Source organism: Streptomyces niveiscabiei (assembly GCF_001419795.1).
In the GTDB taxonomy this organism is placed as follows: Bacteria; Actinomycetota; Actinomycetes; order Streptomycetales; family Streptomycetaceae; genus Streptomyces; species Streptomyces niveiscabiei.
In genome coordinates, this window is sequence record NZ_LIRL01000606.1 from 1 (window position 1) to 21,149 (window position 21,149).

Genomic DNA, 21,149 nt, shown 5'->3' on the forward strand with positions numbered 1-21,149 from the left:
GTACCCCCGGTCCCCCTACTTGAGGTTGACCGCCTCGCAAGCCGCCTCGAACTTCGGCGTGCAGATCTGCGAGACCGTGTAGATCCCGTCCGCCACCACCGTCTGCTTCACATTGCTCTTGGTCAGCGCGACCACGGTCACCAGCTGCGCCGGGATCTTCTTGTTGGTGGGGCTGTCCACCCGGTCCCGGGTCAGCGAGTCGAACTTGATGTCCTTGCCCTGGATCTTGGCGACGGCCATCTCCGCGGCGGCGGCGGCCATCTGCGGGTAGGGCTTGTAGACGCTCATGAACTGCTTGCCGGTGATGATCCGCTGCACGGCGGGCAGTTCGGCGTCCTGCCCGGTGATCGGCGGCAGATCGGTGACCCCCGCCGCTTCGAGCGCCTTCAGCGCGCCCCCGGCCATCGCGTCGTTCGCGGAGTACACCCCCGCGATGTTGTTCTTGCCGATCTTCTGGATCGCCTGCGCCATCTCGGACTGCGCGAGGGTCGGGCTCCACGCGTCGGTGTCGTAGGTGGCCGCGACGGTCACCCGCCCGTCGATCTCGGAGAGCGCGCCCGCCTTGAACTGCGCGGCGTTGGGGTCGGTCGGCGAGCCGTTGATCATGACGATCTTGTCGGCGGTGCTCGCGTTGTTGATCGTCTCGACGAGGGTGCGCCCCTGCACCTGCCCGACGAGCTCGTTGTCGAAGGAGACGTACGCGTCGATGGGCCCCTCGGCGAGCCGGTCGTAGGCGATGACCGGGATGCCGGCGTCCTTGGCCTTCTGGACCGTGGTGGCGATGCTCTTGGAGTCGACCGCGTCGAGGAGGATCAGGTCCACCTTGTCGCTGATCATCTTCTCCATCTGCTGGACCTGCGTCGCCGCCTTGGCCGCCGCGTTCTCGTAGATCGTCTTGCCCTGCTTGTTCGTGAGCTCGGCGACCCGCTGCTTGATGATCGGGTAGTCGAACTGCTCGTACCGGGTGTTGGTCTTCTCCGGCATGAGCACGCCGACCGTGAGGTCGTTGCCCTTCGTCGGGGTCGCATCGGCCGTGTCCCCCGTCGCGTTCAGCATCCCGCATCCGGCGAGCGAGAGGGTCATCGTCGAAGCGATGACGGATATGGCGATACGACGCATGCGGGGGCTCACTTCAGGTGACGTTCCGGACGTGGGTACGGCGACTGCTTGGACCCAGGTGCTGAAAGCCAACGCGGCCCGCTCCCGCAGAGTCAAGAAGAATCACTTAACGAGATAGCAACATCACACTGCGCTCAAGCAACGACAACACATGGAGACGGGTTCCCAGTCTTCCCCAACTCCCTTCACACACCCACCACTTGAAAAGCCCGAAAGGGCCCGGAGTCATGAACTCCGAGCCCTTTCACGGCTTTTCGCCCGAGATGACCGATCTCAGTCCTTGGGCTTCTTCGGCCGCCAGACCACCAACGCGCTGGTCTGCTGCACCTCCTGGTACGGCACCAGGTCGCGCCGGTACGACGCGTGCACCGCGGCCTCGCGCTGCTGCATCGCCGCGGCGGCGCCGTCCAGCGCCGACTCCAGCTCCGCGACCCGGGACTGGAGCGCGGCGACCTGGTTCTCCAGCTCGATGATCCGCTTGATGCCGGCCAGGTTGATGCCCTCGTCCTGCGACAACGCCTGCACGGTGCGCAGGAGTTCGATGTCGCGGGCCGAGTAGCGGCGGCCCCGCCCGGCCGTGCGGTCCGGGGAGACCAGGCCGAGACGGTCGTACTGCCGCAGGGTCTGCGGGTGCAGACCGGAGAGCTGGGCCGCCACCGAGATGACGTAGACCGGGGTCTCCTCGGTCAGTTCGTACGGGTTGCGCCGGCGGCCGTCCATCACTCTCATGCTCCCTTCGCGGCCTCGAACAGCTCCTCCCGCGGGTCCTCGCCCGCGGTCGCCTCGCGATACGCCTCCAGTGCGTCACGAGCCTTCCCCGTCACGTCCTTCGGGACACTCACCTCGACGGTGACCAACAGGTCCCCGCGGGTGCCGTCCTTGCGGACCGCGCCCTTCCCGCGCGCACGCATGGTGCGCCCGTTGGGCGTGCCCGGAGGCAGCTTCAGGGTGAGCGCGGGCCCGCCCAGGGTGGGCACCTTGATCTCCCCGCCGAGCGCCGCCTCCGCGAACGTGACCGGCACGGTCACCGTCAGATTGTCGTCCTTGCGCCCGAAGACGGGATGACTTCCGACGTGGACGACGACGTAGAGGTCACCGGCGGCGCCGCCCCGCTCGCCCGGGCCGCCCTTGCCGCGCAGCCGGATCCGCTGCCCGTCCGTCACCCCCGCGGGGATGCGGACCTGCATCGTCCGCGAGGACTTGGCCCGGCCGCTGCCGTGGCAGTCCTCGCAGGGCTGCTCGGCGATCAGGCCGCGCCCCTTGCAGTCGGGGCACGGGTCGGTGAGCGAGAAGCCGCCGCCCGAGCCGCGCGCGACCTGCCCGGTGCCGACGCAGGTCGGGCACACGCGCGGCGTGCCGTTCTTGTCGCCGGTGCCCGAGCACGCCTTGCAGGCGGCCTGGGAGGTCATGCGCAGCGGGACCGTCGCCCCCTCGATGGCCTCGGTGAAGCTGAGGGTCACCTCGGTGTCGATGTCCTGCCCGCGCCGGGGCTGGGTACGGCCCGCGGTCGTGCCGCCCCGGTTGAACAGGCCCCCGAAGACGTCCCCGATGCCGCCGCCGAAGCCGCCTTGGGAGCCGCCGCCGCCCGCGCCCCCTCCGAAGAGGTCGCCCAGGTCGAAGTTGAACGAGCCGCCGCCCGCGCCCGGGCCCGGGCGGAAGCCGCCGCTGCCGAAGAGGGCGCGCGCCTCGTCGTACTCCTTGCGCTTCTTGGGGTCGCCGAGGACGTCGTTCGCCTCGGAGATCTCCTTGAAGCGCTCCTCGGCCTTGGCGTTGCCCTTGTTGGCGTCCGGGTGGAACTCGCGCGCGAGCTTGCGGTACGCCTTCTTGATCTCGGCCTCGGTGGCGTCCTTGGGGACGCCGAGGACCTTGTAGAAGTCCTTCTCGATGAAGTCCTTGGTGCTCATCCCCGACGCACCCCCTTCCGCTCGTCGTCCGGGTCAGCCCTCCTCAGGGCCGTTGTCCTTCTCGTCGCCGGCCTCGTCCTCGGCCTTGACCGTCTGCGCGCCGGGCTGCGGTTCGGCGACGGCCACCCGCGCGGGGCGGATGGTGCGCTCGCCGATCCGATACCCCGGCTGGAGAATCGCCACGCACGTCGTCTCCGTGACGTCCGGCGCGTAGCTGTGCATCAGCGCCTCGTGGATCGTCGGGTCGAAGGGCTCGCCCTCCTTGCCGAACTGCGTGAGACCCATCTTGGCCGCGGTGGTCTCCAGCGACTCCGCGACGGACTTGAACCCGCCGAGCAGTTCGCCGTGCTCCCGCGCGCGGCCGATGTCGTCGAGGACCGGCAGCAGCTCGGTCAGGAGGTTCGCCACGGCGATCTCCTTGACCGCGACGCGGTCCCGCTCCACGCGGCGACGGTAGTTCTGGTACTCGGCCTGGAGGCGCTGGAGGTCGGCGGTGCGCTCGCCGAGGGCGGTCCGCACCTGGTCCAGTTCTGCCACCAGACCGGCTGTCTGGTTCGCGTCCCCGGCCGGGGCCGCCTCCTTCTCGGGGGCGGCCTTCGGCTCGGCGTCGTCGGCGCCGGAGGGGACGTCGGGCTTCTCCTCGAAGCCCGGGGTCTCCTCCGTCACGCGGCACCACCCTTGGGCTTCTCGTCGTCGACGATCTCGGCGTCCACGACGTCGTCGTCGGCCTTGGCGTCACCGGCCGGGCCGGCTTCGCCCTGGGCGGCCTGCGCGTCCGCGTACATGGCCTGGCCGAGCTTCTGGGAGACCGCCGCGACCTTCTCGGTGGCGGTGCGGATCTCGGCGGTGTCGTCGCCCTTGAGCTTCTCCTTCAGCTCGGTGATCGACGCCTCGACCTCGGTCTTGATCTCGCCGGGGACCTTGTCCTCGTTGTCCTTGAGGAACTTCTCGGTCTGGTAGACGAGCTGCTCGCCCTGGTTGCGGGCCTCGGCGGCCTCGCGGCGCTTGTGGTCCTCGTCCGCGTACTGCTCGGCCTCCTGGCGCATGCGGTCGACCTCGTCCTTCGGCAGCGAGGAGCCGCCGGTGACGGTCATCTTCTGCTCCTTGCCCGTGCCGAGGTCCTTCGCGGTCACGTGCATGATGCCGTTGGCGTCGATGTCGAAGGAGACCTCGATCTGCGGGACACCGCGCGGGGCGGGCGGCAGGCCGGTCAGCTCGAACATCCCGAGCTTCTTGTTGTACGCCGCGATCTCGCGCTCGCCCTGGTAGACCTGGATCTGCACGGAGGGCTGGTTGTCCTCGGCGGTGGTGAAGATCTCGGAGCGCTTGGTCGGGATCGTGGTGTTGCGCTCGATGAGCTTCGTCATGATGCCGCCCTTGGTCTCGATGCCGAGGGACAGCGGGGTGACGTCGAGCAGCAGGACGTCCTTGACCTCGCCCTTGAGGACACCGGCCTGGAGGGAGGCGCCGATCGCGACGACCTCGTCCGGGTTGACGCCCTTGTTGGCGTCCTTGCCGCCGGTCAGCTCCTTGACGAGCTCGGCGACGGCCGGCATACGCGTGGAGCCACCGACCAGGACGACGTGGTCGATCTCGCTGAGCGAGATGCCGGCGTCCTTGATGACGTTGTGGAACGGCGTCTTGCAGCGCTCCAGGAGGTCCGCGGTGAGCTGCTGGAACTGCGCGCGGGTCAGCTTCTCGTCGAGGTGCAGGGGGCCCTCGGCGGAGGCGGTGATGTACGGCAGGTTGATCGACGTCTCGGAGGACGAGGACAGCTCGATCTTGGCCTTCTCGGCGGCCTCGCGCAGGCGCTGGAGGGCCATCTTGTCCTTGCCGAGGTCCACGCCGTGGCCCGACTTGAACTGCTGCACCAGGTAGTCGACGACGCGCTGGTCCCAGTCGTCACCACCGAGGTGATTGTCGCCGTTGGTGGCCTTCACCTCGACGACGCCGTCGCCGATCTCCAGCAGCGAGACGTCGAACGTGCCGCCACCGAGGTCGAAGACCAGGATGACCTGCTCGTCCTTGTCGAGGCCGTACGCGAGCGCGGCGGCCGTCGGCTCGTTGACGATGCGCAGGACGTTCAGGCCCGCGATCTCGCCGGCCTCCTTGGTGGCCTGGCGCTCCGAGTCGTTGAAGTACGCCGGGACGGTGATGACCGCGTCGGTCACCTTCTCGCCCAGGTACGCCTCCGCGTCCCGCTTCAGCTTCTGGAGGATGAACGCGGAGATCTGCTGCGGGTTGAAGTCCTTGCCGTCGAGCTGGATCTTCCAGTCCGTGCCCATGTGGCGCTTCACGGAGCGGATGGTCCGGTCGACGTTGGTGACGGCCTGGCGCTTGGCCACCTCACCGACGAGGACCTCGCCGTTCTTCGCGAAGGCGACGACGGACGGCGTGGTCCTGGCGCCCTCTGCGTTGGTGATGACGGTGGGCTCGCCGCCTTCAAGAACGCTGACGACGGAGTTAGTCGTGCCCAGGTCGATGCCGACCGCACGTGCCATGGTGATCTTCCTCCAGCTGACTTGAGTGGAACAGGCTCAAGTGTGCATCACCCGCACAGCGGAGTCAACAGAGCTGAGTCACACCGACTCAACTCTTATCCGTTCCTTACACGCATGCCAGCCCTGACCTGCGACGACTCCGGCTTCCTGGGCGCCTGAACATGCGCTCCAGGAGTGACCCCCGGGACCTGCGGGACCTTCCGACGGCGGTTCAGGAGCCGCTGTACGGGGGTGAGTCGGCGGACGAGGGCGAGGCGCCGCGCGTCCGCGTCGCCGGGCGCGCTCCGGGCGCGCCGTACGCCGGGCCGCCTCCCCAGCGTCTCCCCCGTACGCCTCGGCCGCACCCCGTACACGCGCACGCGCAGGAGCCCCGCCACAGCCGCCGCCGCGACGGCCGCCACCCACAGCGCCGCCGGGGCGCCCGTCCAGCCCGCGTGCACGAGCACCCCGACCAGGACCCCGCCGAAGGCCGCCGCGCCGATCAGGACGAGCGCCCCCCGGTCGGTGACGCCGATGCGGCGCAGCCGGTGCGCGAGGTGGTCCGGCGCCGGTCGCAGCAGCGGCCGTCCCGCGCGCCTGCGCGAGAGGGCGACGAGGACGACGTCCAGGGTCGCGACCGCCGTCAGCGCGAACAGCGCGCCCGCGCCGGTGAGCGGCCCGCGTTCCGCGCACGCGCGCACGGCGACCGCGGCCGGCAGGAACCCGGCGAACAGCGCACCGGACGTACCGAGCCCCACGCGCGCGTGCGGCCAGTTGTGCATCAGGAAGCCGGTCAGGGCCGCCGCGAGGACGCTCAGCAGGACGGCGGGCCCGTCCATGACCTCGGCGGCGGCACACGCCCCGGCGCCGAAGGCGGTGACGACGCCGACCGTCCCGGCGACGCCGTCCGCGTGGTCGAGGCTGCGGAAGGCGAGGGCGACGAGAACGACCCACCCGACCGAAACGACGCCCCCAGGGACGCCGATCACGTCATAAGGGATCACGAACGCCGCCGAAACGGTCGTACCGAGCACCAGGAAGCGGGTCTTGAGGCGCCACAGGTCGGCGGCGAGCCCGAGCAGGGCGACGGCACCGGCCGCGACGAGCAGGACGCCCGTGCCGGGGCCGAGGGGGGCGAGGCCGGTGCGGTCGCCGAGCGCCGCGACCCCGCAGGTCGCCGCCACCACGGCGGGCCCGCCGGACAGCGGCACCCTTCGCAGCCGCTGCCGCCGCTCGACCAGCCCCACGCGCAGCGCGGGGACACGGAGCAGGGCGGCCAGGAGGGCGGCCAGCGCGAGCGCGGCGGTGGCGGCGGCGATTCCGTAGAGCACGGTTACAAATTAGTCATAAAGGTAGCAATTCAGTACGAATGACATGAACTGAACGATCCGGTCATACCCGGAAGCCCTCTACCACCCGCCCTGAGGCAACCCTCAGCGATTCAGATCACTCCGCGCCCGGCTACAGTGCGACGGGGAATACGGGGTACCCTCAGACGGACTGAATAAGTTACCGCTTAGTAACTCCGATCTTCTTCTCGCAGGCCCGAGGAGCCCCCATGCAACTCGCCGCGATCATCGTGTCGCTGGTCCTGATCGTGGTCGGCGTGGCCCTGTTCGCGCGCGCGCTGCTCCAGATCTACAACTTCATGCGCCTCGGCCAGAACGTGCCGGCCGGCACCCGCACCGACGAGCCCGCGCAGCGCACCCTGACCGTCGTCAGGGAGTTCCTCGGCCACACGCGGATGAACCGCTGGGGCATCGTCGGCGTCGCGCACTGGTTCGTCGCCGTCGGCTTCTTCTCGCTGCTGCTGACGATCGTCAACGCCGTCGGCCAGCTCTTCCAGGCCGACTGGCTGCTGCCGGTGATCGGCGAGTGGGCGCCGTACAACGTCTTCGTCGAGTTCATCGGCACGATGACCGTGCTCGGCATCCTGGTCCTGATCGTCGTCCGCCAGCTGAGCCGGCCGGACAAGCCGGGCCGCAAGTCCCGCTTCGCCGGGTCCAACGTCGGCCAGGCGTACTTCGTCGAGACGGTCATCCTGATCGTCGGCGTCTGCATCTTCATGCTGCACGCGCTGGAGGGTGCCCAGCACCACGTCGACAGCTACGAGGCGTCGTTCTTCATCTCGTACCCGGTGGTGTCGTGGCTGGAGGGGATGGACCTCTCCACCCTCCAGAACCTCACCTACTTCTTCGCCGGCCTGAAGATCGCGACGTCCTTCATCTGGATGATCACCGTAGCTCTCAAGACCGACATGGGTGTCGCCTGGCACCGCTTCCTCGCGTTCCCGAACATCTGGTTCAAGCGCGACGCGAAGGGCGGCACGGCGCTCGGCGCGCTGCTGCCGATGACGTCCGGCGGGAAGCCGATCGACTTCACCGACCCGGGCGACGACGACGTGTTCGGCGTCTCGCAGGTCGAGCAGTTCTCGTGGAAGGGCCTGCTGGACTTCTCCACCTGCACGGAGTGCGGTCGCTGCCAGTCGCAGTGCCCCGCCTGGAACACCGGCAAGCCGCTCTCCCCCAAGCTGCTGATCATGTCCCTGCGCGACCACGCGCACGCCAAGGCGCCGTACCTGCTCGCGGGCGGCGGCAAGACGGCGGAGGGCGAGGAGAAGGCGTCCGAGGAGCAGCTCGCGTCGGTGCCCGCCGCCGCGCTCGCGGAGGCCGAGCGGCCGTTGATCGGGACCGCCGAAGAGAACGGTGTCATCGACCCCGACGTCCTGTGGTCCTGTACTACCTGCGGGGCATGCGTCGAACAGTGCCCGGTGGACATCGAGCATGTCGACCACATCGTCGACATGCGCCGCTACCAGGTGATGATCGAGTCGGCCTTCCCCTCCGAGGCGGGCACGATGCTCAAGAACCTGGAGAAGAAGGGCAACCCCTGGGGGCTCGCCAAGAAGCAGCGCCTGGAGTGGCTGAAGGAGCTGGACTTCGAGGTCCCGGTCGTCGGCAAGGACATCGAGGACCTCTCCGAGGTCGAGTACCTGTACTGGGTCGGCTGCGCGGGCTCCCTGGAGGACCGCGCGAAGAAGACGACCAAGGCCTTCGCCGAGCTGCTGCACATCGCGGGCGTCAAGTTCGCGATCATGGGCGGCGACGAGAAGTGCACGGGCGACTCGGCGCGGCGCCTCGGCAACGAGCCGCTGTTCCAGGAGCTCGGCATGGAGAACGTCATGGCGCTCAACATGGCGTTCGGCGAGGAGATGGACGACGACGGCAAGGTCACGCCGGAGTCCAGGAAGCCGAAGTCCGCGAAGAAGATCGTCGCGACCTGCCCGCACTGCCTCAACACCATCGGCAACGAGTACCCGCAGCTCGGCGGCGACTACGAGGTCGTCCACCACACACAGCTGCTGCAACTCCTCGTCGACGAGGGCAAGTTGGTGCCGGTGACGCCGGTCGAGGGGATCATCACGTACCACGACCCCTGCTACCTCGGGCGGCACAACAAGATCTACACGCCGCCGCGCGAGATCATCGCGAACGTCCCCGGGCTGCGCAACGAGGAGATGCACCGGCACAAGGAGCGCGGCTTCTGCTGCGGTGCCGGTGGCGCGCGGATGTGGATGGAGGAGCGGATCGGCAAGCGCATCAACAACGAGCGCGTCGACGAGGCTCTTTCGCTGAACCCCGACATCGTCTCGACCGCCTGCCCCTTCTGCCTCGTCATGCTGACCGACTCGGTCAACGGCAAGAAGAACGAGGGCAAGGCGAAGGAGTCGATCACGGTCGTGGACGTCGCCCAGCTCCTGCTGGAGTCCGTGAAGACGCCGGTGGACCCGGCGGGCGACACGGAGACGGAGAACGCGCCGGAGCCGGAGCCGGTGAAGTAGCTCCCGGGTACTAGTACGGCTACGCGGGCGCCCCTCGCCTCCTTCCGCGGAGGTGGGGGGCGCTGTCGTGGCGGTGGGGGGCGTTGTCGTAAGGGGTGGGCGCCGCCTCGTACTTGAGGCGTACGGGTACTAGGGGTCGGCCCCCTACGGGATGTCACAGGTCGGCCGCAATGGGGTCCGGTATCCGTCCGCTCACCCTCCTCACTCTCCGGGACCAGGTACGTTCGAAGGCGTGGCTGGATTCAGGATCGGACGCGGCGGCCGGGACGACCGCGCCCCGCAAGCGCGACCGCAACACCCCCCGCACGGGCAGCAGGGACCGTCGTACGGCACCCAGGGCCCCACGTACGGGCAGGGTGCACCCTCCTACGGCCAGGGCGGCCCGTCCTACGGGTATCCGCCGCAGCCGTCGTACCCGCAGCAGCAGCGGCCGTACGGCGGGCCCGGTGGCGGCCGGCAGGGCGGCGGCAGAGGCGGCTCGGAGGAGCCGGAGTACTTCGGCGGCGGGGCCGGCGGGGGGTACCCCCAGGGTCCCGGACAGGGTCCCGGGCAGGGGCCGGGGCAGGCGCCGCACGGTCAGCCGCAGGGCGCCCCGTACGACCCGTACGCCGCGAACAACCCCGGGCACACGCAGGCGTTCTCGGTCGACGAGCACCAGCAGTACAACCAGGGCGGGACGTACCACGCGGGCTCCGCGCCGGCCGGTCCGGTCGGGCCCCGGCTGCCCTGGAAGGAGCTGCTGAAGGGCATCGTCACCGCCCCGAACCAGACCTTCCTCGTCATGCGGGACTACACGATGTGGGTCCCGGCCCTCATCGTCACCTTCCTCTACGGCCTGCTCGCCGTCTTCGGCTTCGACGGGGCGCGCAAGGACGCGATCGACGCGACGCTCGCGAACGCGATCCCGATCGTCCTGACGACGGCCGTCGCCATGGTGATCTCGTCCTTCGTCCTCGGCGTCGTCACCCATACGCTGGCCCGCCAGCTCGGCGGCGACGGTGCCTGGCAGCCCACGGTCGGCCTCTCCATGCTGATCATGTCCCTCACGGACGCGCCCCGCCTGATCGTCGCCATGTTCTTCGGCGGCGACGCGTCCTTCGTCCAGCTGCTCGGCTGGGCGACGTGGATCGCGGCGGGTGCGCTGCTCACGCTGATGGTGAGCAAGTCCCACGATCTGCCGTGGCCGAAGGCGCTGGGCGCGTCGGCGATCCAGTTGGTGGCGTTGCTGTCGATCGTGAAGCTGGGCACGTTCTGAGGGGTGCCCCCGAGGTACTACGGGTATGGCAGGGCCCGGCGTCGTCGCGACGCCGGGCCCTTCGTGGTCGTACCCGGGTAGTACCTCAGGCGTCCGCGTCGTCGCGCTGTGAGCGGAAGGTACGGCGGTAGGTGTCCGGGGGTACGCCGACCGTACGGTTGAAGTGCCGGCGCAGCGTCGTGGCGGTGCCCATGCCGGTGGCCGTCGCGATGACGTCGACGACGTCGTCGGTGGTCTCCAGCAACTCCTGGGCGCGGCGGATCCGTTGGGTCAGCAGCCACTGCAACGGGGTGGTGCCGGTCGCCGCCCTGAACCGGCGGCCCAGCTGGCGCGAGCTCATCCCGGCCTGCCGGGCCAGGTCCTCCACGGTGAGGGGTTCGCCGAGGCGTTCGATCGCCCAGGGGATCAGCGCGCCGAGCGGATGGTCGTCCCGGGCGGGCACCGGAGCGGCCACGAACTGCGCCTGGCCGCCCGCCCGGTGCGGCGGCACGACCAGGCGGCGGGCGACGGCGTTGGCGACGGACGCGCCGTGGTCGAGGCGGACCAGGTGCAGGCACAGGTCCAGCGCGGCGGCCTTGCCCGCGGAGGTGAGCACGGTGCCGTTGTCCACGTAGAGCACGTCCGGATCGACCTCCACCCGTGGGTGGAGAGCGGCCAGGGCGTCCGTGTGCGCCCAGTGCGTGGTCGCCCGTCTGCCGTCGAGCAGGCCGGCGGCGGCCAGCACGAAGGCGCCCGTGCACAGGGAGGCCACGCGCGCGCCCGCCTCGTGGGCCGTACGCACCGCGCGGACGAGTTCGGCGGGCGGTTCCTCCTCGGTGTCCGCCCAGCCGGGGACGATCACGGTGTCGGCGTACCGGAGCCGGTCGAGCCCCTGGTCGGGCTCCAGCCGGAACCGGCCGAGCCGCACGGCGTCCGACCCGCACACCTCGACGTCGTACCAGGGCACGGTCACGCCCGCCGGAGCGGCGCCGAACACCTCGTACGCCAGGGACAGTTCGAAGGGCAGCATCCCCTTGGTGACGGCCAGCGCGACGACGGTACCCATGTCCGAAAGTGTACGGGGCACGTCGTTCCGGACACTCACGCGGAGGCCACCCGCCTCGCCAGGATGGTCGTACCAGATCGAGCGAGCACGGGGGGACCCATGGGACAGGGACAGACGGTGACGGTGTTCGGCGCGTACGGGCACACCGGACGCTTCGTGGTGGCGCGGCTGCGGGAGCGCGGGTTCGTCCCGGTCCTCTCCGGCCGCGACGCCGGCAAGCTGCGGGCACTGGCGGCGTCCGCCCCGGGCCTGGAGGTCGGGCCCGCGTCGGGCCTGGAGGTCCGGCCCGCGTCGGTCGACGACCCCGCCTCGCTCGACCGCGCCCTGGCCGGCGCCGACGCCGTGATCAACTGCGCCGGGCCCTTCGCGGTGACCGCCGCGCCCGTGATCGAGGCGGCCCTGCGCGCCGGGATCCCGTACGTCGACGTGGCGGCCGAGATCGAGGCGAACCTCGACACGTTCACCCACTTCGCGGACCGCGCCCGCGCGGCGGGCGTCGTGGTCGTCCCCGCGATGGCCTTCTACGGCGGCCTCGGCGACCTGCTGGCCACCGCCGCGATGGGCGACTGGACGGCGGCCGACGAGGCGGACATCGCGTACGGCCTGAGCAGCTGGCACCCCACCCCCGGGACGCGCGCCGCGGGCGCGGTCTCCGGCGAGCGCCGGGGCGGCCGGCGGGTCCGCTACACAGGCGGGCGCCTGGAGTACCACGACGACGCGCCGACCCTCCTGAAGTGGCCCTTCCCCGACCCGCTGGGCCCCCGGGAGGTCGTCGCGGAGTTCACGATGGCCGACGTGGTCACCGTCCCCCGCCACCTCGCCGTCCCCGAGGTGCGCACCCACATGGCGAGCGAAGCGGCCAGGGACCTCTCCGCCCCGGACACCCCGGCGCCGACCGCGGCCGACGCGCAGGGGCGGTCCGACCAGACCTTCCTCGTCGACGCCGTCGTACGCTCCGGCGCCACCGAACGGCGCGCCGTGGCGAGCGGCAGGGACATCTACGCGGTCAGCGCGCCGCTCGCGGTGGAGGCGGTCCACCGCATCCTCACCGGCCGGACCCGCACGGTCGGTGTCGCCTCCGCCGGCGAAGCCTTCGACGCGCCCGACTTCCTGCGCGCGCTGTCCCCGCACATCACCTTCGAACCGCACCGGGAGCAGACCGCGCGGTGAGCGGTCGTACGGCGGGGTCGTACGCGGTCAGCCCGGACCGGGACCGGAGGTGTCGGACGCCGCGTTCGCGGCACGGCGGTACTCGGCGTTGATCCGCTGGGCTTCCTCCAGCTGGTCCTCAAGGATGACGATGCGGCAAGCGGCGTCGATCGGGGTTCCTCTGTCGACCAGTTCGCGGGCGCGAGCGGCGATCCGCAGCTGGTAGCGGGAGTACCGGCGATGTCCGCCCTCCGAGCGCAGCGGAGTGATCAGCCGGGCCTCGCCGATGGCCCGGAGGAACGCGGGGGTGGTGCCGAGCATTTCGGCGGCCCGGCCCATGGTGTACGCGGGGTAGTCGTCGTCGTCCAGACGATCGCCGAGCGGATTATCTGCTGCCATGTCACCTCGTTGTGCAACGCGTCGAGGGGCCCCGATGCCGTACGGCACCAGGGCCCCGAGGGGAATTCAACACCATCCGCCGGCCCTCATACTGCGCCGGCCTTCTGTTTCCGCTTCCCGGCCCGGCAAGGGGAGGGGTGCGGGGATCGCAACTCCGTGACCGGGGACCACCATCCAATCCGGGGTCTTGCGGCACCCGGACCGAGAACGTGTCGGGCCGGGCGATCCTGATGGCGTCTGCTCCTCCGTTCTTCCTCTGAACCACTTACTGGGTGAAGGGGTACTGCTACCCGGCAGTTCATGTCTGCCGGGTCTCTCTCGACCGTGTCTACGAGAAGAAGACTAGCCACGCCGGAAGCAAATGTCTACTGTGACAAGAGCAGATTTTGGCGTCCAGAGATCACAGGCATCCTGGATCCCGCGGCATCGGGTGGAAGAAGTGCGTGGGCGGTGGCGATACGACGGTGAGGGCCCTGCCGACGCGCGTCGGCAGGGCCCTCACCGGGCTTCTGGTGGCGGGGTCTTCACCTCACCAGGCGGGCGTGGGCGAGGACGTCCCGCAGCCGGAGCCGGTCCGTGTAGGCGGGGCTGTCGCGGAGGACGGCGAGCCGGGCCCGGGTGATCAGGCCCGTGCTCTGCTCGTCCCCGTCGCACAGGACGAGGTGATCGACACGGGCACCGGCCATGAGGGACAGAGCCACCTCGACGGTCATGTCGTCACAGACCCGAGGCCCGGACCAGGCCCTGCCGTCGACCACGGCCTTGAGGGAGGGAACATCGTGCTGCGTCCGGACCGGCGTCAAGGTGCCTCCTACGAGAAAGGGGTGGGCCTGTGATGTGGGGGCGCGGGTCGCCCATCGCACGGCCGGCACAGCTCTAGGCAGCCGAGCCGAACCCGGTCCGCCGCTGCGCCCTGCGGGGCACCGCTTCGCCGCCGGGCCGGCCGCCCTGACCCCGGCGCCCACGACGACCCCGGGACGAGGAGGACGCGCCGCGCGGTCGTTCCACCTCCGGCGCGGCGATGACGACCGGGACACCGGAAGGGGCCTGCGCACCGGTGATCCGACTCAACTCCGCCTCACCCGACCGCACTTGGGTGAACCGGGGGGTGATGCCCGCCGAAGCCATCAGCCGGCTCACCTCGCGACGCTGGTCACGGGTCACCAGGGTGACGACACTGCCGGACTCGCCGGCCCGCGCCGTACGACCACCGCGGTGCAGGTAGTCCTTGTGGTCGGTGGGCGGATCGACGTTGACGACCAGGTCGAGGTTGTCGACGTGGATCCCGCGCGCCGCGACGTTCGTCGCCACCAGCACCGTCACCTGCCCGCTCTTGAACTGGGCCAGCGTCCGCGTGCGCTGCGGCTGGGACTTGCCGCCGTGCAGGGCCGCGGCACGGACACCGCTGCTCAGCAGGTGCTTGGTCAGCCGGTCCACCGCGTGCTTGGTGTCGAGGAACATGATCACCCGGCCGTCCCGCGCCGCGATCTCGGTGGTCGTCCGGTGCTTGTCCTCGTCGTGCACATGGAGGACGTGGTGCTCCATCGTGGTGACCGCGCCCGCCGACGGGTCGACGGAGTGGACGACCGGGTCGTGCAGGTAGTTCCGCACCAACCGGTCGACGTTGCGGTCCAGGGTGGCCGAGAAGCATCCGCTGCCCGTCGGGACATACCTGGTCGAGCAGGGCGGTGACCTGGGGCATGAAGCCCATGTCGGCCATCTGGTCGGCCTCGTCGAGGACCGTGACGGCGACCTCGTCCAGCCGGCAGTCGCCCCGGTCGATGAGGTCCTTGAGCCGCCCGGGCGTCGCGACGACCACCTCGGCCCCGGCCCGCAGCGCACCGGCCCGCCTGCCGATGGACATCCCGCCGACGACGGTGGCCAGCCGCAGGCTCACGGACCGGACGTACGGCGCGAGCGCGTCGGCGACCTGCTGCGCCAGCTCACGGGTGGGCACGAGGACGAGCGCCAGCGGCTGCCGCGGCTCGGCCCGCCGCCCCGCCGTACGGGCCAGCACGGCGAGGCCGAAAGCGAGGGTCTTCCCCGAGCCGGTACGGCCCCGGCCGAGTACGTCCCGACCGGCCAGGGAGTTCGGCAGGGTCGCCGCCTGGATCGGGAACGGTACGGTCACGCCCTCGTGGCCCAGCGTGGCCAACAGCCGCGCGGGCATCGCGAGTTCGGCGAACGCCTCGACGGCGGGGAGCGCCGGCGTGACCGTCTTCGGCGGCGCGAACTCGCCCTGTACGGCCTGCCGGTTTCCGTGGGCCTTGGACCGGTGCGGAACACTGGAGCGGCCACGGGTACGCGTGGTTGTGCGCGTGCGATTCATGCGGAACCTTCCTTGATGCGGCGCGTATCAAGGAAGGTTCCGCAGCAGGTGAGCGGCGCGGAGAATTGCGAGAACGAGCCAGTACGACAGGGGATGTGCCCTGAAATGCAACGAGCTGGGGCCCGCACCCCAAGGTGCGGGCCCCAGCTGCGAAGAATGCGTGCCGGAGGTCAGGCGGGAACGATGTTCTCGGCCGTCGGGCCCTTCTGGCCCTGCGCGATGTCGAACGACACCTTCTGGCCTTCCAGCAGCTCACGGAAGCCCTGGGCGGCGATGTTCGAGTAGTGGGCGAAGACGTCGGGGCCGCCGCCGTCCTGCTCGATGAAGCCGAAGCCCTTTTCCGCGTTGAACCACTTCACGGTGCCAGTAGACATATCTATTCTCCTTCGGAGACGGTGTCAGGAATTCACCCTGCGTGAACTCCGTGTCGCCGTGCTGATTAACCCGTCGGGAATAAACCTTCTGGCAACCACACCTGCAACTGAGATCGACAGTAGCACGGTCCGATCGGCCCTGAAGGGTCAATAATTCCGATCCGGCCGACGATCGAGGAATAGTCCCCGCGCCCCGCGGCTATTTCTCATTCCACGGGAACAGATATTGCTCGCTGCGAGCGTGCCCCTTTCTGTCCCGCGTATCCGCCCACAGCCCTGTGACCTCCTCCAACGGCCTGTTCACCGCGGCCACCGCCGCCGGCCGCCGGCACAGCGGCGAGCACCTCGGCCGCGTCGAAGGTCACATCCCTCGCACAGGGCGTGTCGGTGGGGTCTTGGGCGGACGGCCACTGGCGTGGGGACGACTTCAGGTCTCGTCCGAACGACCGCGAACGGAGCTGAACGAGACGGAACCGGAGACACCCCGCGGCCGACTGCCGAAGTCGCCGTCGTTCGTGGAGCTAAGCCGCCTTGCGGCGCGCCGTACGCATGCCCGGGGCGGGATCCTGCGCATCGTCGAGCAGGAAGACCTCGTCTCCCTCGAAGTCCGGGGCCTGGAAGGGGTTTGTCGTCGGAGGAGGCGACGCCGCGGTGGAGCAGCGGGGTTGCTTTTCCGGAGCGGAGAACAGCGACGTTGAATCGATGAGAGGTCTCTCTTTCGTTGCAGGTCCCCGATGGGGCCTGGAGTGCCGCGACCGGGCACGGTGGTCCTACAGCTTGGTCATCTTGGCGTACGGGCTCAAGATCCGCATTTGCGTCGAGCCGAAATCCACCAGCACCGCGATACGGTCCTCGACGCTGATGACCCGGCCGAGGCCGTACACGTCATGGGTGACCTGATCGCCCTCGGCGAAGTGCTTGGGAGCCGGTGTGCCCGGGGGCTTGAAGGGGCTGGTAGGCAAGTGACGCTTCGGTGCAGCGGGCTTTGTCATGACTCAGTATGAGCCTACGCGCGTCCCGCTCGCTGTGGTCGTCGGCACAGATCCGCACGAGAGCAACCGCGTCGCGACACTGACCTGCGGTTTCGAGACGTAGCGAGGCAAAAAGCAGCCGAAGACTCCTTCGCCGACCGTGGCTGATCTCTGCATCCGGCACGGTCGGGGCACAAACCTCAGCCACCGCCAGCCGGCCACGACGAGGAGGCCGCCGACGCCGATCCACACACAGCCTGCGGATCGATAGCCGCGGCTTGGCGGCGGCGGTTGGATCAGCTGATCGCCTGCTCGCACCGTCTCGTTCGGAACGGTCAAGCTACGCCCGGTGCGGGCAAGGGATCACGACGGATCGTTGTCGACGGCACGGCCTGCCTCTGGCGGCTGCGGGGCAGGCCGACGTATCTCCAGAGCTTGGCCTGGTCGCCGTGCACGTTCGCGGTCGAGCATGCGGAGACCCCTGGCATGACGCTCGTGGTCACCACTGACCAGCCGCATCCGAGTAACTGGTTCGGCCGCGAGGCCACGCCTGTACTGCCGTCCAGCGTTTCGGCCCGAGTCGTCGGGCCGCAATGTGGTCGGTCACGCGGAAGCCCCGACTCGGAGAGAGGGCCAAAGGCTGTGAACTGGTCTTATGCGTCCAGGACGGTGGTGTGATGCCGGACCACCGGCGGCTCCACGGACCACGGGAAGTTGATCCAGACCGAGTCGTCCGTGCGCTTCCAGACGTAGTCGCACTTCACGAGGGAGTGGGACTTCTCGTAGATGACGGCGCTGCGGACCTCGGCGACCGTGTCGAGGCAGAAGTCGTGGACGAGTTTGAGGGTCTTGCCGGTGTCGGCGACGTCGTCCGTGATCAGGACCTTCTTGTCGGAGAAGTCGATGACGTTCGGGACGGGGGCCAGCATGACCGGCATGTCGAGGGTCGTGCCCACGCCGGTGTAGAACTCGACGTTCACCAGGTGGATGTTCTTGCAGTCGAGCGCGTACGCCAGACCGCCGGCGACGAAGACACCGCCGCGGGCGATGGACAGGACGATGTCCGGCTCGTACCCGTCGTCGGCGATGGTCTGCGCGAGTTCGCGGACGGCGGCGCCGAAACGGTCGTAGGTGAGGTTCTCTCGTACGTCGGTCATACCGCCCGCCTCATACCTGGGTGCGATGGAAGTTACGGAAGGAGCGCGAGGCGGTCGGGCCGCGCTGTCCCTGGTAGCGGGAGCCGTACCGCTCGCTGCCGTACGGGAACTCGGCGGGTGAGCTGAGGCGGAACATGCACAGCTGGCCGATCTTCATGCCCGGCCACAGCTTGATGGGGAGCGTGGCGAGGTTGGAGAGTTCGAGGGTGACGTGGCCGCTGAAACCGGGGTCGATGAAACCCGCGGTGGAGTGGGTGACGAGGCCGAGGCGGCCGAGGGAGGACTTGCCCTCCAGGCGGGAGGCCAGGTCGTCCGGGAGACTGATCACCTCGTAGGTGGAGGCGAGGACGAACTCCCCCGGGTGGAGGATGAACGGCTCGTCACCCTCAGGCTCTACGAGCCTCGTCAGGTCCGCCTGTTCGACCGAGGGGTCGATGTGGGGGTACCGGTGATTCTCGAACACCCGGAAGAACCGGTCGAGTCGTACGTCGATGCTGGACGGCTGCACCATGGATTCGTCGTAGGGATCGATCCGTACCCGTCCGGCGTCGATCTCGGCCCGGATGTCCTTGTCTGAGAGAAGCACGTCCCGAGGATACGCAAGACGCGCGGAGTCGCCCCAATCGGACGGCTCCACGCGTCGGGGTACTACCCGGGTACTACCTCTGAGCTACCCGCTTCTGCGCTACCGGCTTCTGTCCCGTGACCGGTACCGCGCTGCGCAACCGCGCGCAGCGGGGACATCGGACGAGCCGGCCGGGGCCGAGCCGGTCGGCCTGCTGCATCGGGAACGAAGCGGTGCTGAACACGTGCCCATCGGCACATCGGACGACGGTGCGCTCCATCAAGTCCTGGAATCCCTTCCCCAAGAACCGCGTCACCTCTGGCGGGGTGCCGTGACGACGGGCGTCACATTACGGGATGAAAGGGACGAGCCTCCAGGCGCCGCTCCGCACTCCTCGGCTCCTCTTCCGGGTCTCCACCGTACGCCCCAACTCCCTTGCCACGCACCCGGATCCACCGCCCTCACCACCCCTCCACCACCCCACTCCCGACACCGGCCTCCCCCGATGAGGTAGAGTGACGGCAGTCGCCCGCCGGATCTCTCCGGGGCGAATTTGTGCGGGTGTAGTTTAATGGTAGAACATCAGCTTCCCAAGCTGAGAGCGCGAGTTCGATTCTCGTCACCCGCTCTTCTTGAAGCCCCAGGTCAGCGGCCTGGGGCTTGTTTGTTGGGGAGCTGTCGCCACGCTTGCAGGTGTCCGTGTACGCCGAGATTGGGCACGCACCTTCATGCAGATGCCCGCACGTACTTCGTCGCGGGCGGTGCACAAGCCCCTTGTGGGAGCGGGCGCTTGACCGCCGAGGGTCCTGCGTCAGAGTGGGAGGTCGTCGGGGAGTACCCGGAACGCCTTGTGACGGCCCAGCGGGCGTAGCGCCCGGAAGTCGCGTCGGTCCAGGGTGAGGATCGCGTCCGTGTCGTAGTCGGCGGCGAGTGCCACGTTCACCGCGTCGGCGAGGTCGAGGTCCAGCGCGCGGTAGCGGACACGGACAGACTGGGCGGCGCCCAGGTGGTCCTTCGTGATCTCCGGCATGACGACACGCCCCCGGCTCATCCAGCGCCGTAGGTCGTCGACCGCGCCGAGGGCAGCCTCCCTGCCGAGCTCGCGCGTGGCGACGTGATCCAGTTCGGCCAGCAGGAGCGGGGACATGACCAACAGGCCGGCGGCCATGATCGCCTCGTTCGCCGCCCGGTGTTCCGGATGAGCCGAGTCCAGGGCTGCCAGAAGGCCGGACGTATCGGCGATGACAATGATCACGCGGCGGATCCGGAACCCGAGCTGGTCTCACGCCGGACGGCCTCGGCGACCGTGTCGCGGACCTCCGACTTGGACAACGTGCGCCCCGGCCCCTCGAAGGTGCGTGAGAACAGCGGCTCGTCCCAGACCCGGTTCGCCATGGCCGCAAGGTGGATGCCCTGGCGGATGATCTCGGCCTCGCTTATCCCCCGGCGCTTGGCGGCCTCCTTGATGATCGCCAGGTCCTCGGGGTCCGCGTAGACGTTCGTGCGTTTCATGGACATGTACCAATGGTAGTCCATGTACCGGGTTGATGTATCCGGCACACCTCCCCATGTCGTGTTGCTGAGGCCCCAGCCGAGCCGACCTCACACGCCCCTTTCGGGTGCCAGACTGATCCTGGGGAAAGGGGTACGTCACGGGGTTCGGTTTCCGTGTCGGTGTGCCCGGGGTGAGTGTGCGTGTCTCCACTCGTGCAGTGCGTTCCTCGATCGGACCACATGCGGCGAGGCTCAGCGTGGGCAGCGGCGGCGCCAGGATGTCGACCGGGCTAGGCCCCCCTCTACGCGTCCACTCCGGCAGGAGCGTAAACCACATGTGCGTGTGCGGTTGGCCTGACAGACTCGACGGTCATGAGTGAACCCATCCCGCTTGTGGACACGGATGAAGTTAATATCCCGGCCGATATCTACGCCGCCGTTGGTCAAGTGGCCTGTTCTAGCGCATTACTCGAAAGAACTGTGCGCGAAGTGTTGAGGCAGGTGGTCAGCGGTCATGAATCGAGCTGGGTAATCTTCGAAGGCCGGTCTCTCGATCAGATGCTCGAGGACGCAAAGGCGATCTCTAGAGACTGGGCGGCATGGCGTGCTTCGTGGCCTCCTGGGGCCATTGTGATAGCGGCGTTTGCCAGCGCCATAGATGAAGCCCGCTCCGTTAACCAGCTACGCAATCAACTGATTCACGGAGTGTTGAGTCCGACGGATACGTCGTTGGGCAAGGCAACGTACCCACGAGGGCAAGCATTTGGTGAGCCGACTTACTACTTCGCTAGGAGTCGACCACGTCGGGGCGCTGTCGTCATGGGCTTCACTTCAAGCGGAATACGACAGATCAGCAAGGAGATCGACGAGGCCGCGTCGAACCTCCTAGGAACTCTCGAAGAAGCGATCTGCCAACGACCGGGGGGCCACCGACTACTACCTAGCCTCGATCTTTCGTGATGGGCCGCCGACTCCGTCGGCGGCCCCTCCCGAAAGATCGAGCCTAGGTAGTAGTCCGTGGCCCCCCGGTCGTTGGCAGATCGCTTCTTCGAGAGTGCCTAGGAGGT

Annotated in this window: 20 protein-coding genes, 1 tRNA gene and 1 pseudogene; 5 read left to right on the forward strand and 17 right to left on the reverse strand. The window is 69.0% G+C overall.

Annotated elements, in window-relative coordinates:
- Positions 1 to 15: 15 nt before the first annotated feature.
- From AOK24_RS27690 to AOK24_RS27715, 6 genes are all read right to left on the reverse strand, one after another.
- Positions 16 to 1,119, reverse strand: coding sequence for a sugar ABC transporter substrate-binding protein (locus AOK24_RS27690; RefSeq protein WP_055722778.1), 1,104 nt, complete (start codon positions 1,117 to 1,119; stop codon positions 16 to 18).
- A gap of 273 nt (positions 1,120 to 1,392) precedes the next feature.
- On the reverse strand, positions 1,393 to 1,839 hold the full coding sequence (locus AOK24_RS27695; RefSeq protein WP_055722792.1) for a heat shock protein transcriptional repressor HspR: 447 nt from the start codon (positions 1,837 to 1,839) through the stop codon (positions 1,393 to 1,395).
- A gap of 5 nt (positions 1,840 to 1,844) precedes the next feature.
- A complete protein-coding gene (gene dnaJ, locus AOK24_RS27700; protein ID WP_055722779.1) occupies positions 1,845 to 3,023 on the reverse strand; it encodes a molecular chaperone DnaJ in 1,179 nt (392 codons plus the stop codon).
- A 33-nt stretch (positions 3,024 to 3,056) separates the two neighbouring features.
- Positions 3,057 to 3,689: a nucleotide exchange factor GrpE gene (grpE, locus tag AOK24_RS27705; protein ID WP_055722780.1), complete on the reverse strand. Its 633-nt coding sequence runs from the start codon at positions 3,687 to 3,689 to the stop codon at positions 3,057 to 3,059.
- Positions 3,686 to 5,524 carry a molecular chaperone DnaK gene (dnaK, locus tag AOK24_RS27710; protein ID WP_055722781.1) on the reverse strand — a complete coding sequence of 613 codons (1,839 nt, stop codon included), beginning with the start codon at positions 5,522 to 5,524 and terminating at the stop codon, positions 3,686 to 3,688. The genes grpE and dnaK overlap by 4 nt, the downstream gene beginning before the upstream one ends.
- A 95-nt stretch (positions 5,525 to 5,619) precedes the next feature.
- Positions 5,620 to 6,834 (reverse strand): MraY family glycosyltransferase, encoded by a 1,215-nt coding sequence (locus tag AOK24_RS27715; RefSeq protein WP_055722782.1) that lies wholly within the window; start codon positions 6,832 to 6,834, stop codon positions 5,620 to 5,622.
- Positions 6,835 to 7,061: 227 nt separating this feature from the next.
- On the opposite strand from AOK24_RS27715, the gene AOK24_RS27720 reads away from it, so the two are divergent.
- Together AOK24_RS27720 and AOK24_RS27725 are read left to right on the forward strand one after the other, a co-directional pair.
- Positions 7,062 to 9,344: a (Fe-S)-binding protein gene (locus AOK24_RS27720; protein WP_055722783.1), complete on the forward strand. Its 2,283-nt coding sequence runs from the start codon at positions 7,062 to 7,064 to the stop codon at positions 9,342 to 9,344.
- A gap of 151 nt (positions 9,345 to 9,495) precedes the next feature.
- Positions 9,496 to 10,599 (forward strand): Yip1 family protein, encoded by a 1,104-nt coding sequence (locus AOK24_RS27725; RefSeq protein WP_055722784.1) that lies wholly within the window; start codon positions 9,496 to 9,498, stop codon positions 10,597 to 10,599.
- 85 nt (positions 10,600 to 10,684) lie between these two features.
- Here the strand turns inward: AOK24_RS27725 and AOK24_RS27730 are convergent, their stop codons facing one another.
- On the reverse strand, positions 10,685 to 11,644 hold the full coding sequence (locus tag AOK24_RS27730; protein ID WP_055722785.1) for a helix-turn-helix domain-containing protein: 960 nt from the start codon (positions 11,642 to 11,644) through the stop codon (positions 10,685 to 10,687).
- Positions 11,645 to 11,743: 99 nt separating this feature from the next.
- Between AOK24_RS27730 and AOK24_RS27735 the strand changes: the two genes are divergently transcribed.
- Entirely contained in the window at positions 11,744 to 12,814 is a 1,071-nt protein-coding gene (locus AOK24_RS27735; protein ID WP_055722786.1) for a saccharopine dehydrogenase family protein, read from the forward strand.
- Positions 12,815 to 12,841: 27 nt separating this feature from the next.
- Here AOK24_RS27735 and AOK24_RS27740 read toward each other — a convergent pair whose 3' ends face one another.
- The 8 genes and pseudogenes from AOK24_RS27740 to AOK24_RS51225 form a co-directional block, all read right to left on the reverse strand.
- Positions 12,842 to 13,192 carry a helix-turn-helix domain-containing protein gene (locus tag AOK24_RS27740; RefSeq protein ID WP_055722787.1) on the reverse strand — a complete coding sequence of 117 codons (351 nt, stop codon included), beginning with the start codon at positions 13,190 to 13,192 and terminating at the stop codon, positions 12,842 to 12,844.
- 524 nt (positions 13,193 to 13,716) lie between these two features.
- The gene (locus AOK24_RS27745) at positions 13,717 to 13,995 is read right to left on the reverse strand and encodes a CBS domain-containing protein (RefSeq protein WP_240001375.1); all 279 of its coding nucleotides are present in this window, start codon (positions 13,993 to 13,995) and stop codon (positions 13,717 to 13,719) included.
- Positions 13,996 to 14,068: 73 nt separating this feature from the next.
- Positions 14,069 to 15,521: pseudogene (locus AOK24_RS27750) on the reverse strand (DEAD/DEAH box helicase).
- Positions 15,522 to 15,691: 170 nt separating this feature from the next.
- Positions 15,692 to 15,895, reverse strand: coding sequence for a cold-shock protein (locus tag AOK24_RS27755; RefSeq protein ID WP_010351538.1), 204 nt, complete (start codon positions 15,893 to 15,895; stop codon positions 15,692 to 15,694).
- Positions 15,896 to 16,665: 770 nt separating this feature from the next.
- Positions 16,666 to 16,887, reverse strand: a complete 222-nt coding sequence (locus tag AOK24_RS27760) for a hypothetical protein (RefSeq protein WP_055722788.1) — start codon at positions 16,885 to 16,887, stop codon at positions 16,666 to 16,668.
- Positions 16,888 to 17,519: 632 nt separating this feature from the next.
- Complete coding sequence (locus AOK24_RS27765) at positions 17,520 to 18,023, reverse strand: phosphoribosyltransferase (protein ID WP_055722789.1); 504 nt, start codon at positions 18,021 to 18,023, stop codon at positions 17,520 to 17,522.
- Positions 18,024 to 18,033: 10 nt separating this feature from the next.
- Positions 18,034 to 18,609: a dCTP deaminase gene (gene dcd / locus AOK24_RS27770; RefSeq protein WP_055722790.1), complete on the reverse strand. Its 576-nt coding sequence runs from the start codon at positions 18,607 to 18,609 to the stop codon at positions 18,034 to 18,036.
- A gap of 73 nt (positions 18,610 to 18,682) precedes the next feature.
- Positions 18,683 to 18,868 carry a hypothetical protein gene (locus AOK24_RS51225; protein ID WP_079057021.1) on the reverse strand — a complete coding sequence of 62 codons (186 nt, stop codon included), beginning with the start codon at positions 18,866 to 18,868 and terminating at the stop codon, positions 18,683 to 18,685.
- 277 nt (positions 18,869 to 19,145) lie between these two features.
- On the opposite strand from AOK24_RS51225, the gene AOK24_RS27775 reads away from it, so the two are divergent.
- Positions 19,146 to 19,216, forward strand: a tRNA-Gly gene (locus AOK24_RS27775).
- Between the two features lie 183 nt (positions 19,217 to 19,399).
- Here AOK24_RS27775 and AOK24_RS27780 read toward each other — a convergent pair.
- Positions 19,400 to 19,843 (reverse strand): PIN domain-containing protein, encoded by a 444-nt coding sequence (locus AOK24_RS27780; RefSeq protein ID WP_055722791.1) that lies wholly within the window; start codon positions 19,841 to 19,843, stop codon positions 19,400 to 19,402.
- Positions 19,840 to 20,106: a ribbon-helix-helix domain-containing protein gene (locus AOK24_RS27785; RefSeq protein WP_055722794.1), complete on the reverse strand. Its 267-nt coding sequence runs from the start codon at positions 20,104 to 20,106 to the stop codon at positions 19,840 to 19,842. Before AOK24_RS27785 ends, AOK24_RS27780 begins: the two co-directional genes overlap by 4 nt.
- Before the next feature lie 348 nt (positions 20,107 to 20,454).
- On the opposite strand from AOK24_RS27785, the gene AOK24_RS49815 reads away from it, so the two are divergent.
- Positions 20,455 to 21,042, forward strand: coding sequence for a hypothetical protein (locus AOK24_RS49815; protein ID WP_133258301.1), 588 nt, complete (start codon positions 20,455 to 20,457; stop codon positions 21,040 to 21,042).
- The last annotated feature ends 107 nt before the right edge of the window (positions 21,043 to 21,149 follow it).

Bases quoted from the DNA above. Each gene is read 5' to 3' on its own strand.
- AOK24_RS27690 (WP_055722778.1), bottom strand. From the start codon at position 1,119: ATGCGTCGTATCGCCATATCCGTCATCGCTTCGACGATGACCCTCTCG.
- AOK24_RS27695 (WP_055722792.1), bottom strand. From the start codon at position 1,839: ATGGACGGCCGCCGGCGCAACCCGTACGAACTGACCGAGGAGACCCCG.
- dnaJ (WP_055722779.1), bottom strand. From the start codon at position 3,023: ATGAGCACCAAGGACTTCATCGAGAAGGACTTCTACAAGGTCCTCGGC.
- dnaK (WP_055722781.1), bottom strand. From the start codon at position 5,524: ATGGCACGTGCGGTCGGCATCGACCTGGGCACGACTAACTCCGTCGTC.
- AOK24_RS27720 (WP_055722783.1), top strand. From the start codon at position 7,062: ATGCAACTCGCCGCGATCATCGTGTCGCTGGTCCTGATCGTGGTCGGC.
- AOK24_RS27725 (WP_055722784.1), top strand. From the start codon at position 9,496: ATGTCACAGGTCGGCCGCAATGGGGTCCGGTATCCGTCCGCTCACCCT.
- AOK24_RS27730 (WP_055722785.1), bottom strand. From the start codon at position 11,644: ATGGGTACCGTCGTCGCGCTGGCCGTCACCAAGGGGATGCTGCCCTTC.
- AOK24_RS27735 (WP_055722786.1), top strand. From the start codon at position 11,744: ATGGGACAGGGACAGACGGTGACGGTGTTCGGCGCGTACGGGCACACC.
- AOK24_RS27740 (WP_055722787.1), bottom strand. From the start codon at position 13,192: ATGGCAGCAGATAATCCGCTCGGCGATCGTCTGGACGACGACGACTAC.
- AOK24_RS27755 (WP_010351538.1), bottom strand. From the start codon at position 15,895: ATGTCTACTGGCACCGTGAAGTGGTTCAACGCGGAAAAGGGCTTCGGC.
- AOK24_RS27760 (WP_055722788.1), bottom strand. From the start codon at position 16,887: ATGACAAAGCCCGCTGCACCGAAGCGTCACTTGCCTACCAGCCCCTTC.
- AOK24_RS27765 (WP_055722789.1), bottom strand. From the start codon at position 18,023: ATGACCGACGTACGAGAGAACCTCACCTACGACCGTTTCGGCGCCGCC.
- AOK24_RS51225 (WP_079057021.1), bottom strand. From the start codon at position 18,868: ATGGAGCGCACCGTCGTCCGATGTGCCGATGGGCACGTGTTCAGCACC.
- AOK24_RS27785 (WP_055722794.1), bottom strand. From the start codon at position 20,106: ATGTCCATGAAACGCACGAACGTCTACGCGGACCCCGAGGACCTGGCG.
- AOK24_RS49815 (WP_133258301.1), top strand. From the start codon at position 20,455: ATGAGTGAACCCATCCCGCTTGTGGACACGGATGAAGTTAATATCCCG.